The sequence below is a fragment of the Bradyrhizobium sp. Pha-3 genome (assembly GCF_042258325.1).
GTDB classification, from domain to species: domain Bacteria; phylum Pseudomonadota; class Alphaproteobacteria; order Rhizobiales; family Xanthobacteraceae; genus Bradyrhizobium; species Bradyrhizobium elkanii.
This window is the reverse complement of sequence record NZ_CP170151.1, coordinates 1,384,294-1,397,171: the sequence shown is the minus strand read 5'-3', so window position 1 is coordinate 1,397,171 and position 12,878 is coordinate 1,384,294. Positions and strand designations below refer to the sequence as shown.

Annotated in this window: 13 protein-coding genes and 1 pseudogene; 4 read left to right on the top strand and 10 right to left on the bottom strand. The window is 65.4% G+C overall.

Features of this window, described 5'->3' with window-relative positions:
• Positions 1 to 45: 45 nt before the first annotated feature.
• The gene (locus tag ACE10X_RS06760; protein WP_304557480.1) at positions 46 to 1,359 is read left to right on the top strand and encodes an MFS transporter; all 1,314 of its coding nucleotides are present in this window, start codon (positions 46 to 48) and stop codon (positions 1,357 to 1,359) included.
• Between the two features lie 21 nt (positions 1,360 to 1,380).
• Positions 1,381 to 2,454 carry a tartrate dehydrogenase gene (locus ACE10X_RS06755; protein ID WP_038384377.1) on the top strand — a complete coding sequence of 358 codons (1,074 nt, stop codon included), beginning with the start codon at positions 1,381 to 1,383 and terminating at the stop codon, positions 2,452 to 2,454.
• A gap of 335 nt (positions 2,455 to 2,789) precedes the next feature.
• Here ACE10X_RS06755 and ACE10X_RS06750 read toward each other — a convergent pair whose 3' ends face one another.
• From ACE10X_RS06750 to ACE10X_RS06715, 8 genes and pseudogenes are all read right to left on the bottom strand, one after another.
• Positions 2,790 to 3,554 carry a serine acetyltransferase gene (locus ACE10X_RS06750; RefSeq protein ID WP_375764102.1) on the bottom strand — a complete coding sequence of 255 codons (765 nt, stop codon included), beginning with the start codon at positions 3,552 to 3,554 and terminating at the stop codon, positions 2,790 to 2,792.
• Between the two features lie 153 nt (positions 3,555 to 3,707).
• Positions 3,708 to 4,178 (bottom strand): DUF2852 domain-containing protein, encoded by a 471-nt coding sequence (locus tag ACE10X_RS06745; protein WP_038384393.1) that lies wholly within the window; start codon positions 4,176 to 4,178, stop codon positions 3,708 to 3,710.
• A 130-nt stretch (positions 4,179 to 4,308) separates the two neighbouring features.
• Complete coding sequence (locus ACE10X_RS06740; RefSeq protein ID WP_028341375.1) at positions 4,309 to 5,010, bottom strand: TetR/AcrR family transcriptional regulator; 702 nt, start codon at positions 5,008 to 5,010, stop codon at positions 4,309 to 4,311.
• Between the two features lie 288 nt (positions 5,011 to 5,298).
• Complete coding sequence (locus ACE10X_RS06735) at positions 5,299 to 5,664, bottom strand: YciI family protein (protein WP_038384379.1); 366 nt, start codon at positions 5,662 to 5,664, stop codon at positions 5,299 to 5,301.
• Positions 5,665 to 5,754: 90 nt separating this feature from the next.
• Entirely contained in the window at positions 5,755 to 6,180 is a 426-nt protein-coding gene (locus tag ACE10X_RS06730) for a YciI family protein (protein ID WP_038384380.1), read from the bottom strand.
• Between the two features lie 155 nt (positions 6,181 to 6,335).
• Positions 6,336 to 6,752, bottom strand: coding sequence for a YciI family protein (locus ACE10X_RS06725; RefSeq protein WP_038384381.1), 417 nt, complete (start codon positions 6,750 to 6,752; stop codon positions 6,336 to 6,338).
• A 134-nt stretch (positions 6,753 to 6,886) separates the two neighbouring features.
• Positions 6,887 to 7,258, bottom strand: a complete 372-nt coding sequence (locus tag ACE10X_RS06720; protein ID WP_038384382.1) for a nuclear transport factor 2 family protein — start codon at positions 7,256 to 7,258, stop codon at positions 6,887 to 6,889.
• 144 nt (positions 7,259 to 7,402) lie between these two features.
• A pseudogene (locus ACE10X_RS06715) lies at positions 7,403 to 8,067 on the bottom strand (glutathione S-transferase family protein).
• Positions 8,068 to 8,559: 492 nt separating this feature from the next.
• Here ACE10X_RS06715 and ACE10X_RS06710 point away from each other — a divergent pair.
• Together ACE10X_RS06710 and ACE10X_RS06705 are read left to right on the top strand one after the other, a co-directional pair.
• Positions 8,560 to 10,230, top strand: coding sequence for a PAS domain-containing protein (locus tag ACE10X_RS06710; protein WP_375764101.1), 1,671 nt, complete (start codon positions 8,560 to 8,562; stop codon positions 10,228 to 10,230).
• A gap of 153 nt (positions 10,231 to 10,383) precedes the next feature.
• On the top strand, positions 10,384 to 11,172 hold the full coding sequence (locus ACE10X_RS06705) for an SDR family NAD(P)-dependent oxidoreductase (RefSeq protein ID WP_038384385.1): 789 nt from the start codon (positions 10,384 to 10,386) through the stop codon (positions 11,170 to 11,172).
• A gap of 249 nt (positions 11,173 to 11,421) precedes the next feature.
• Here the strand turns inward: ACE10X_RS06705 and ACE10X_RS06700 are convergent, their stop codons facing one another.
• Both ACE10X_RS06700 and cobS read right to left on the bottom strand, forming a co-directional pair.
• Positions 11,422 to 11,988, bottom strand: coding sequence for a histidine phosphatase family protein (locus ACE10X_RS06700; RefSeq protein ID WP_038384386.1), 567 nt, complete (start codon positions 11,986 to 11,988; stop codon positions 11,422 to 11,424).
• Positions 11,989 to 11,995: 7 nt separating this feature from the next.
• On the bottom strand, positions 11,996 to 12,748 hold the full coding sequence (gene cobS, locus ACE10X_RS06695) for an adenosylcobinamide-GDP ribazoletransferase (protein WP_375764100.1): 753 nt from the start codon (positions 12,746 to 12,748) through the stop codon (positions 11,996 to 11,998).
• Between the last annotated feature and the right edge of the window lie 130 nt (positions 12,749 to 12,878).

Sequence of the window (12,878 nt, the reverse complement as noted above, 5' to 3'; positions counted from 1 at the left end):
ACAGGCGCCGTCCCAACAAACAAGACGAACCCGGGGAAGAAGCCCATGGAAAGCGAGCTTGGCACGCGCGTATTGCGCAAGATCTCACTGCGCATCGTGCCGTTCATCATGCTGCTGTACTTCGTGGCCTTCATCGACCGCGTCAATATCGGCTTCGCCTCGCTGACCATGAACAAGGACATCGGCCTGTCGCCGACCGTCTATGGCTTCGGCGCCGGTATCTTCTTCTGGGGCTACTTCCTGTTCGAGGTGCCCTCCAACATCATCCTGCATAAGATCGGCGCGCGGATCTGGATCGCGCGGGTGATGATCACCTGGGGCCTGGTCTCCGCGGCGATGGCGCTGGTGCAGGGCGCGACCAGCTTCTACGTGCTGCGCTTCCTGCTCGGCGCTGCGGAGGCCGGCTTCTTCCCCAGCATCATCCTCTATCTCTCCTACTGGTTCCCGGCGCGGCAGCGCGCCGCCGTCACCGCGCTGTTCATGGCGGCGGCGCCGCTCTCGACCGTGCTCGGCTCGCCGCTCTCAGGTGCACTGCTGGAGATGGACGGAATGCTCGGCTTCAAAGGCTGGCAATGGCTGTTCGTGCTGGAGGCCGTGCCCGCCGTGCTGCTCGGCTTCGTCGTGCTGGGCTTCCTGACCGACCGTCCGGAGCAGGCCAGATGGCTTGCCGACGACGAGCGCGCCTGGCTGGTCAAGACCATGAAGGCCGAGACCGACGGCAAGGCCTCAACCGCCAGCCACAGCATCTGGCGCGGCCTCGCCGACCCGCGCGTGCTGGCGCTGGCGCTGGTCTATTTCGGCACCTCGGCCGGGCTCTACACACTTGGGGTGTGGGCGCCGCAGATCATCAAGGCGTTCGGCCTGTCGTCGATCCAGGTCGGCTTCCTCAACGCGGTGCCGGCGACCATCGCCGTGATCGCGATGGTGTTGTGGGCGCGGCATTCCGACCGCACCGGCGAGCGCACCTGGCACGTGGTGCTGGCCTGCCTGATGGCCGCGGCGGGACTTGCGCTTGCCGGGCTGTGGACCGGCCTTGCCGCCGTGATCGCGGCGCTGACGCTGGTCAATATCGGCATCTCCTCGTCGAAGCCGCCGCTATGGAGCATGCCGACCATGTTCCTGTCCGGCTCGGCCGCGGCGGCCGGGATCGCCACCATCAACTCGATCGGCAACCTCGGCGGCTTCGTCGGGCCGGCGATGATCGGCTGGATCAAGGAACGCACCGGCAGTTTCGACGGCGGCCTCTATTTCGTCGCCGGCCTCCTGGTGCTCTCGGCCGTGCTCACGCTGCTGCTGTCGCGCGCGCAGAGCGCACCGGCACAATCCGAACCGCAACCCAATCCCGTGCGAACCCGCTAACCACTCATCCGGAGACAACCCATGCGTACCCATTCCATCGCCGCCATCCCCGCCGACGGCATCGGCCCCGAAGTGATCTCCGCGGGCGTCCGCGTGCTGGAGGCTCTGGCGAAGCGCAGCGGCGACATCAGCTTCAACGTCAAAACCTTCGACTGGGGCTCGGACTATTACAAGAAGCACGGCGTGATGATGCCGGCCGACGGGCTCGCGGAGCTGAAGAACTTCGACGCGATCTATTTCGGCGCGGTCGGCGCGCCCGATGTGCCCGACCACATCACGCTGTGGGGCCTTCGCCTGCCGATCTGCCAGGGCTTCGACCAGTACGCCAATGTGCGGCCGACCAAGATCCTGCCCGGCGTCGCCTCGCCGCTGCGCAATGTCGGCGTCGGCGATCTCGACTGGGTGATCGTGCGCGAGAATTCCGAAGGCGAATATGCCGGCATGGGCGGCCGCGCACACAAGGGCCTGCCGGAGGAAGTCGGCACCGAAGTCGCTGTCTTCACCCGGGTCGGCGTGACGCGGATTATGCGCTATGCGTTCCAGCTGGCGCAGTCGCGGCCGCGCAAATTCCTCACCGTGGTGACCAAGTCGAACGCGCAGCGCCACGGCATGGTGATGTGGGACGAGATCGCCGCCGAGGTGGCGAAGGACTTCCCCGACGTCACCTGGGACAAGATGCTGGTCGACGCCATGACGGTGCGGATGACGCTCAATCCGAAGAGCCTCGACACCATCGTCGCGACCAATCTGCACGCCGATATTCTCTCCGACCTCGCCGGCGCGCTGGCCGGCAGCCTCGGCGTCGCGCCGACCGGCAACATCGACCCGCAGCGCCGCTACCCCTCGATGTTCGAGCCGATCCACGGCTCGGCCTTCGACATCACCGGCAAGGGCATCGCCAACCCGGTCGCGACCTTCTGGACCGGTGCGCAGATGCTGGAGCATCTCGGCGAGAAGGACGCCGCGGCGCGCCTGATGGCGGCGGTGGAGAAGGTGTGCGCCGCCGGCGTGCTGACGCCCGACGTCGGCGGCAAGGCGACAACCAAGGAAGTCACCGACGCGGTGATCGACGCGATCCATGGGTCGAATGTGTGAGGGGGCGGTCGCTTCGCATCATGCAGTGAGGCGAGCACGCTAGAGCATTTTCGGTTCTGATTGAATCAGAACCGAAGCTCCAGATTCTTGTTTTGACGCGTTTTCTTCACGCGAACCGGTGCCCACTTCGCTCGAAAACGCTCTAGTAGGGCTCCCTCCCCCCTTGCGGGGGAGGGTTGGGGAGAGGGGTACCGCTTGCTCCGCACTCAGTTAGAGCGGCGACACCTGCTGCGCGCTGATGCAACAGCATCATCCAATCTCTGACACCACGCCCGGGGCCCCCCTCTCCCCACCCTCTCCCGCAAGGGGAGAGGGAGCCTGAGAGAGTGCTCACCTCACGAAAGCGGCCCTGCCTCCGCGCAATTCGTTAGCCGCGCCGGAACGCCGACGGCGGTGCAGCCGGCGGGCACATCCGTCGTGACAAGCGCGCCGGCGCCGATTCTGGCGAAATCGCCGATCGAGAAATGTCCGATCACCGTGGCGCCGGCGCTGAGCAGCACGCCGCGGCCGATCTTCGGCGCGCGGCGCGGATCATCCTGATGCCGCGCGATGGTGACGTTCTGCAAAATCGTGACCTCGTCGCCGACCGAGGCCAGCGCGCCGATGATGATGCCGGTGCCGTGATCGAGGAAAACAGCGGTTCCGATCCGGGCCGACGGGTGAATGCTGATCTGCAACTGGTCCGCCGTCGCGCTTTGCATCATGAGCGCAAGGTCGGGGCGGTCCTCGCGCCACAGCCAGTTCGATACCCGCCAGGCTTGCAGCGCGACGAAGCCCTTGAAGTTGAGCAGCGGCGGCAGAAAGCCCGTGATCGCCGGATCACGGCGCACGATGACCGTGAGATCAGTGGCCGCGGCATCGACCAGCGCGGGCTCGGCCGCATAGGCTTCGCGGGCCGCACGCATAAACTGCGCACGATCCTCTTCCGCGCGGCCGATATGCCGGCCGATCAGAAAGGCGAGAGCGCCGCCAAGGTCGCCCTGATCGAGGATGAAGGCGGCCGACGCCTCGAGGAAGGGATCAGCCGCGATCGCGGCTGCCGCTTCGCGCCGGATCGCAAGCCAGAGCTCGCCAGCCGTCACAGTCACCGATCCCGCCATGGTCTTCACCTCATCGTCCGGATCCCAAACGATAGAGTGGGCGTGGCCCCGCCAAAATGCAAACCGCCCGCTTGCTCATCGCAAACGGGCGGCTCAGGGCCATCAGGTTCTATGGGGGCACATCGCCTGAAGGCTAGCTGTTGCCTCGCGTGATCAGCTCTGCGGCGGCTGGTCGGTCGGCGGGGTCGGACGGGTCTTGTGCTGCGCCATGAAGGCGTCGAACTCTTCCTTGTCCTTGGCGTGGCGCAGGCGATCGAGGAAGTTCTTGAACTCGACCTGCTCCTCCTCGAGACGGCGCAGCGTGTCCTGACGGTACTCGTCGAAGGCGCGGTTGCCGCTGGAAGGCGGACCGAAGCCGCCGAACGGGAAGCCGCGGCGCTCCATGCGGCTCTTCATCCGCTCCATCTTGTTCTGCCAGCGATCCATGTCGTTGTGACTCCAACAGGCCATCTTTCTGCTCCCGAGTGTGAAAAAGAGAAGGGCGAGGCCGATCGGCCACCAGATCATGAAGCCGAGGATGATCCCGGCGATCTTCAGGGGATGCCACGGCGTCGCGTAGAAGTAGGGACGGTAGGGCTCTTCGACGGGGCCGCGCCAGCGATTGACATCAGCGGTGTAGGCCATTTCCTTCTCCATCACGGCATCACGCCGTTGTGAATGTAAATAACATTTACATAGGTAGCCGATCCCTTGGGAAAGTCAAGCAGCGCGGATGACGCACTCTTCGGAATATTTTTGGCTCTGCCGTTGAACCTTATTTCGGCTTGCCCCACGGACCGGCCGGCTTTTCGTCGGCTGCCGCGGTTCCAGGCCTGCGGTCGGTCGGGAAGCCCAGCCCGCGCAGATAGATCAGCACTTCGGCCTCGAGCAGCTCCTCCGGCGACATCGGCAGCTTGCGCCGCGCGGCATCGCCGCGGCCGAACAGCGAGGCAACGCCGTGCGACATCGCCCAGATGTGCAGCGCCATCATCATCGCCGGCGGACGCGGCATGCCGGGCGGCGCCAATGCCGCGAGCCGTTCGGCGGCGGCGCGGATGATCGCGAAGGCGCGCTCGCTTGCCGCCATCAAGGTCGGATTGGAATCGACCGGCAGGCCGGATTCGAACATCGCCGAATAGAACGCGGGCTCCTCGCGGGCGAAGGCCAGATAGGCCTTGCCGACGCGCTCGAACGCCGTGACGGTGTCGGGGCGGCCGTCGTCCCAGGCCTGCGTCAGCAGCGATTCGAACTGCTCGAAGCCGCGTTGCGCGATGCTGGCGATCAACTCGTCACGGTCGCGGAAGTGGCGGTACGGCGCGGCGGGGCTGACGCCGGCCATCCGCGCCGCATCGGCGAAGGTGAAGCCGGCCGGCCCCTTCTTCGAGATCAGGTCGAGGGCAGCCTGCAGCAACGCCTCTTTGAGATTGCCGTGATGATAGCCGCGCTCGGCGCGGCCTTGGTCCTTGCGCCAGCTCATGTGAACGGCTTTTACATGAGCCTGCGGTAAAGGTCACTAGCGGGCGGCGGCGCGTCAATCAAGATTAACGGATAGATGGCTTGGGGCTCGCTGCTCTCGCCTGACCGGCTCAAGCCAATGGCTCCGTCTTCCCCTTCCCCCTGAAAGGGGGAAGGTCGGGATGGGGGTCTGCCGCAGGCGACGCTGCATGCGGGGAGAGCAAATCCCCACCCGCTTTGCTCTGGCGAGCAAAGCGACCTCCCCTTTTCAAGGGGAGGTGAATGCTCCTGCCTTATCGCCCCGGGGGCACTATCGCCCCGGGATCGGCAGCACCGGCATGATCTCCACGGCTTCGCCCGGGAAGATCGAAAAATGCGGATGGTCCTCGAACAGCTTTGCCGCCGCTTCATGCGAGGGCGCGCGCACCACCGTGAAGCCGGTCATCAGATTGGCGATGTCGGTGACGCCGCCCTGCCCGACCTTCTTGGTCTTGCCGAGCGGTCCGCCCATCTCGACGATCACGTCATGGTGCTTCTCGACCCAGGCGCCCCAGGCCGCCATGCCCTGCTGCTCCTTGGCGCGCCGCTCGGCCTCGGGCAGCGCGTTCCAGGCGGCCATGCGCGAGCCGGTGCTGCCGCCACCGAGATAGACGGCGAGGAAGGTGTTGGTGCTCATCTTGCGTCTCCATTGTAGTTGTTGCTGGTTGACGATGGTTAGTGATGCGATGCCGCCCTGCGGCAGCATCGCGACTTGGATCATGCGGTGTCAGCGCAGCGCCTTGCCCCAGCCGCCCTGCGGATGCTCGAAGGTCGCGGCCGCCTGCTGCACCTCTTCGGAGAAATCGGCCATCTCCTGCACCTGGCGGATCTCGATCATCTCGTTCGCGGTGGCCGGGCATTTCCTGGCCCATTCGATTGCCTCGGCGCGCGAGGCGACCTCGATCATCCAGAAGCCGCCGATCACTTCCTTGGCCTCGGTGAACGGGCCGTCGATCACGACCGGCATGCCGGTATCGAACTTGACGCGCGCGCCGGCAGCCGGCGGATGCAGGCCTTCCAGCGTGATCAGCACGCCGGCGTCCTTCAGCGCCTGATTGTATCGCATCATCGCGGCGACCCGTTCGGGGTCGAGCTCGAGCTTGGCCGGCGCGGACTCGTAGCCGAGCGGGATCATCAGCATCATGAAACGCATTGGTCGGATTTCCTTGCCTGTTGAATCACTCGCAATCCTCACCCTCGTCATGCCGGGAAGCCCCGCACGGCACCGGCCCGGAATCCATGACTTGCGACGGTGATCATGTATTCGGAGCGCATCGCCGGCGCGATATCGCGGAATGACGTCGGGTGTCATTTCTTGCCAACCTGCGCGCGCAGGCGCTCTCCCCGCTCGCGCAGTTCGGGCGTCAGCGCCTCGCCGAAATCCTCCGCGGCAAACACCTGGCGGATTTCGATCTCGGAGCCGACGTCGAACGGCGCGCGCTTCATCCAGTCGATCGCTTCATCGAGCGACCTGGTCTCGATCAGCCAGAAGCCGCAGACGAGATCGCCGGTCAGGCTGAACGGTCCGTGGGTCACGGTGCTCTGCCCGCCGGCATATTTGACCCGCGCGCCCTTGTTGGTCGGGTGCAGGCCCTCGCCGGCCTGCATGACGCCGGCCTTGACCATCTCCTCGTTGAACTTGCCCATCGCGGCGAGCAGTTCGGTGCTCGGCATCACGCCGGCCTCGGTATCCCTGCTCGCCTTCACGATCACCATGAACTTCATCGTCCTGCTCCGTTGTCTTGTTCAACTGCTTTGCCGGTATCTCCGGTGCTCGTCTCAAGGACGACGCGGGGCTTGCCACGCCGACAGGGTTTGCGAAATTATTTCGGAGGTCATTGCGTCGCGCGCCACAGCCCTCAGCGCTCCTGCCTGACGAGCTCTCCGTCCTGGTGCGACGGGCCGAAATAGACGTCGATGCGCGACACCTTGTCGCCGTCGAACACGAAGAACTCGGTGTTGCGAAAGCTCTTGCCGTCCCGGGCGACGCAGCGATAGGTGACGAAGGCCTCGACGCCGTCGACCATGATGCGCTCGATCTCGTGGCGGCCGATCCAGCCGGAGTCGCGCCAGCACTCCGCGAAATAGGTCGGCTTGTCGATGTTCTCGCCATTGGGCGTCGAGAAGCGGAAATCCTCCGCGAACGCCGCCTCGACACTCGCGCGGTCATTGGCGAGGTAGGCGGCGAAAAGGGAGCGGATGATCTCCGCCCTGTTGCCAGCTGCAGCCATGTCGTCCCCCACACGTATCGCCCGGGCCTCCGGAGCGGCCAGCGCTCCGGAAACCCGGGCCTCAGGGAGATGACGAGCGAGACGCCGCAAAAGCGACATCACGCCACAGTCTATTTTTGGAACCCGATCGGAAGCCCGCCTGCTTCAGGTTTCCTGCGGGAACATGCCGAAATAGGGCTCGGCCTCCTTCAGGACGCGCGCGAAGGACGGCCGCGCCATCAGCCGCTCGAGATAGGCGGCCAGTTGCCGATGCCCATCTCCGAACGGCTCGACCTTGTTGCCGTAGAACATCGTCGGCGCAGCCGCGCAATCGGCCAACGAGAAATGCTCGCCCATCATCCAGCCGCCCTGCGCGCGTTGCGGATCCAGTTGCTGATCAAGGATCGCATAGGAGGTGCGGAGCTGCGCCCGCGCCTCGGCGACGCCATGGGGGTCCTTGCGATCGGCAGGCCGCAGGCGGTCGCCGACGACCTTCTGCATCGGCAGATGGACATAGAGATCGAGAAAGCGGTCGCGCAGCCGGGTCTGCAATGCGAGGTCCGGATCCTCGGGGATCAGCCTGACGGCACCGGGATAATGCCGGTCGAGATATTCGATGCGATGCTCGATTCCGGCACCGTCTCGTCCCGCGTCTCGTCGCGGAGCACGGGAAAACGGCCGATCGGCGACAGCGCGAGCAGCGCCGCGCGCTCGGCGGAATCGCCGAGATTGACCAAGTTCGGCTTGAACGGCGTGCCGTTCTCGTAGAGCGCAATCAGCGCCTTCCAGCAGAACGAGGACAGCGGGTGGTAATGCAGGGTGAGCGACATCGGAACTCCATCATGGAACCAGTGCCCGGAGGACGAATCGGAGGCCGCCCGGCCGACATCTCGTGCCACGATTATTTTGCGATCGCGGTGAGCAGATACTCGAACCTCGACGCGCCTTCATCGAGGACGCGAATTAGAGAGCGAGATCGATCGACGAAGCGGCCAGTAATATCAAACTTCGTAATAGGCCTATCAGCGCTGCTGAAGTGAACGCGATGCGATCATCCGCATCAGACGAAGGTTGTCATCGATTTTCGCCCGTAAGATTACGGTGAACATCGCATGCAGACTACGGATGATAACGTGCATACTGAAAAAATACGCCGCAAGTTGAAAGAGATGCGCGGATGCATCGGCCCATTATGCAGATCGTGCCAGGCGCGCGCGAGCAACAGGCTTTACCGATGCTAAACGGCTCGCTGCAACCTTTCCGTGAGTTGCCGCGATCCGCTTTTCCCCATCCCTTTCATTTTGGACCTTCACGGAGCCCTGATGTTCAGTTTCAGCAACAAGGCCAAGATCGAGAATGCGCTGGCGCAGACTGCCGCGATCGGCAAGTCGCAGGCGATGATCGAGTTCAAGCTCGACGGCACCATCGTCGACGCCAACGAGAACTTCCTCAATGCGATGCGCTACACGCTCGACGAGATCAAGGGCAAGCACCACAGCATGTTCGTCGATCCGGCCATTCGCGACAGCCAGGACTATCGCGCGTTCTGGGCCAACCTGAACCGCGGCGAATTCCAGGCCGGCCAATACAGGCGCGTCGCCAAGGGCGGCCGCGAGATCTGGATCCAGGCCTCCTACAACCCGATCCTGGACAAGGGTGGCAAGCCGGTCGGCGTGATCAAGTTCGCGACCGACATCACGGCGCAGAAGATCCACAGCATGGAGGATGCCGGCAAGATCGCCGCGATCGGCCGGGCGCAGGCGGTGATCGAGTTCAACATGGACGGCACCATCGTCAATGCCAACGAGAATTTTCTAAGCGCGCTCGGCTATTCGCTCGCCGAGATCCAGGGCAAGCACCACAGCATGTTCGTGCCGCCGGCCGACCGCGACAGCGTGACCTATCGCGACTTCTGGGCACGGCTGAACCGGGGCGCGTTCGAGGCCGGCGAATTCAAGCGGCTCGGCAAGGGCGGCAAGGAAATCTGGATCCTCGCCACCTACAACCCGATCCTCGACGACCGCGGCAAGCCGTTCAAGGTCGTCAAGTTCGCCACCGACGTCACGCAGCAGAAGGTGAAAACCGCCGACAATGACGGCCAGATCGATGCGATCGGCAAGTCGCAGGCGGTGATCGAGTTCAACATGGACGGCACGATCCGCACCGCGAACCCGAACTTCCTCGCCGCGATGGGCTATTCGCTTGCCGAGATCCAGGGCAAGCATCACAGCATGTTTGTCGAGCCCACTGAGGCGAGCGCGGCCGGCTACCGCGAGTTCTGGGGGGCGCTGAACCGCGGCGAATTTCAGGCCGCCGAATACAAGCGCATCGCCAAGGGCGGCCGCGAGATCTGGATCCAGGCCTCCTACAACCCGATCCTCGATCTCAACGGCAAGCCCTACAAGGTGGTGAAGTACGCCACCGACATCACCGCGCAGGCGATCGGCCGCAAGAAGGCAGACAGCGCGCGCGGCCTGATCGAGGCGGTCGCCGCCGGCAGCGAGGAGATGAGCGCCTCGATCCGCGAGATCTCGGAAACCATGACCAAGTCGAAGCAGAACGCCGCGGTCGCCACCGGCCGGGTCGAGGCTGCCGACGGACAGGCGCAGAAGCTCAATGCCGCAGCTCAGGCGATGAGCGGCATCGTCGAGATGATCTCGAGCATCACCGGGCAGATCAACCTGCTGGCGCTCAACGCCACGATCGAGTCGGCACGCGCCGGCGAAGCCGGCCGCGGCTTCGCGGTGGTCGCCTCCGAGGTGAAGAGCCTCGCCAATCAGGCCAAGCAGGCGACCGACACGATCTCCTCCGAAATCGACGCGCTGAACTCGATCGCCGCCGAAGTCGTGAGCTCGCTGTCCGAGATCAAGGCGGCGATCGCCGGCGTCAACGAATACATCACCTCCACCGCCGCCGCGGTCGAGGAGCAGAGCATCGTGACGCAGGACATGTCCACCAACATGCAGCGCGCCTCTGCCGAACTCGCAGCGTAAGCCACGGTGCGATCCTCGAAGGATGGGCGGCCCGGGCTGGGGGCCGTGCATCCTTCGAGACGCGCTCCCTTTCTCAGGACGCCATCGGGTTGACACGTCAGAGTAAAGGTCGCAGACGGTCGGGACTTCCCGCCCGAACCGATGGACCATCCAATGAATTCCGCTTCCCCCAAAGTCGCACTCGTGACCGGCGCCGCGCGTGGCATCGGGCTTGCCGCGGCGAAACGCTTTCTCGCCGACGGCTGGCGCGTCGCGCTGCTCGATATCGAGGGCGAATTGCTGCGCGCGGCGGTCGCGGCGCTGAGGCAGCCCGACGACACGCTGGCGCTCACCTGCGACGTATCGGATGCCGCTGGCGTGGCAGCCGCGATCTCTGCGATCACGGACCGGTTCGGCCGGCTCGACGCGCTGATCAACAATGCCGGCATTGCCGTGTTCACGCCGGTGCTGGAGACCTCGGACGCCGACTGGAGCCGGATCATGGCGGTCAACCTCACCGGCCCGTTCCTGTGCACCAAGGCGGCCGCGCCTGTGATGCGCGAGCATGGCGGCGGCGCGATCGTCAACATCACCTCGATCTCGGCGGTGCGCGCCTCGACGCTCCGCTCGGCCTACGGCACCAGCAAGGCTGGCCTCGCGCACCTCACCAAGCAGCTCGCGGTCGAACTCGCCTCGCTCGGCATCCGCGTCAACGGCGTCGCGCCCGGGCCGGTCGAGACCGCGATGGCGAAAGCCGTGCACACGCCGGAGATCCGCGCCGACTACCACGACGCCATTCCCCTCAACCGCTACGGGCTGGAGGAAGAGCTGGCGGAAGCGATCTTCTTCCTGTGCTCGGACCGTGCCAGCTACATCACCGGCCAGATCCTCGCCGTCGACGGCGGCTTCGACGCCGCCGGCATCGGCCTGCCGACCCTGCGCGGCGCGCGACGGAATGGCTGAGGACACGCAAGTCCTCCCGTCATTGCGAGCGAAGCGAAGCAATCCATCGCCCCTCGCAATGACAGAACCGACGCTACGCGCGCAATCTATCACCGTCACCCCCGCGCAAAGGCTTCGCCTTTGTCGCTGGAGGTGGCCGCTTCTTCAGCTGGTCTCGAAGGGTCGACGGCCCGGCTGGTGGCCGTGCACCCTTCGAGGCTCGCTTCGCTCGCACCTCAGGATGACGGAACTAACATTAGCGCAATTGGCTTAGCGCCCGTTCACCGCGACCACGCGCCAGGCATCGGCCAATCGGTCGATCCGCGTCAATGACAGCGGATCGATGACGAAGCGCAGCGCGAGCTCCGGCGCAAGCTCGAGCGCGATTGCCAGGATCGCGCGGATGGTGCCGGAATGCACGACCAGCACAACATCGCCAGCCGGCAGACGCGCGAGCCCTGCCCGCGCTCGCACGATCTGATCGGCAAAGCTTTCGCCGCCCGGCGGCCGGTTGCTGCCCGGCGATAGCCAGAACGCGCGATAGGCTGCGCCGAGCTCGGCTTCGATCTCGCTGTGACGCCGGCCGGTCCAATCGCCAAAATCCTGCTCGCGAAACGCGTCGTCCTCGGCTGCCGTCAGGCCGAGCTTTGCTGCGGTCTCGCGGGTGCGACGCGCCGGACTGCAGACCGCGAAGGCTTCAGCCGGCAGCCGCGCCTGCAACGCTGCGAACGCGGCGGCATCGCTGAGGTCCGCGGGCGCATCGGGGGCATGGATCACACCGCGCGGGCCGTCGACCGGCGCGTGGCGGATCAGCCAAAGACGCGTTTCACTGTCCATCGACGCTCTAACCTAACCGCGCCGCAAGCAACACCAGGATCGCGGTCTCCGCGACCTGCTCGGCGCCGCCGAGCACATCGCCGGTCTGGCCGCCGATCTGCCGCTTTGCCACGAGCACCATGATCAGTGCGCTCGCACCGGCCGCGATCGCCGCCAGCAGCGCGCTGCCGAACGGCAAGGCGAGGACTGCGATCAGCAGCGCCACGCCGGCTGCGACCACGGCAATTGTCCCATCGGGCCTTCCGGCATTGGCGGCGAGCCCGTCCTTGCGCGCATAAGGCAAGCTGATCGCGATCCATGGCAGCACGCCGCGGCCGAGCGCGTGCGCAGATATCAGGCTCTGCACCACAAATCCGTTCGGAAGTGCAGCCAGCGCCGCGAGCTTGGCGGCAAAGCTCACCACCAGCGCCAGCGCGCCATAGGTGCCGAGCCGGCTGTCGCGCATGATCTCGAGCTTGGCCGCAACATCGCGGCCGCCGCCGAACCCGTCGGCGACATCGGCGAGCCCGTCCTCATGCAGCGCGCCGGTGAGCAGCGCACCGCCGCCGAGCGCGAGCGCGGCAGCGGCCAGATCCGGCACACCGATCGCCCGCAGCAGCAGGCAAAACAGGCCGATCGCCGCCCCGATGGCGGCCCCGACCAAGGGAAACAGCCGCTGCGCCCGGGCAAAGCTCTCCGGCCGCGCGCCGCCCGGATGCGGCATCGGCAGGCGGGTCAGGAAGGCGGTGGCGGTCCTGAGTTCGTCGAGCCATTGATTCATGGTGAAGGCCTGGAAATTGGGCTAAAGCGCGACGAGATCGGGCTCGATCTCATCGCGCTTTAGCTTCCTGTTAGGGCATGATCTCCGCGCAAATGCCACGCATTTGTCGCGAGGAAAACCGCTTCACACT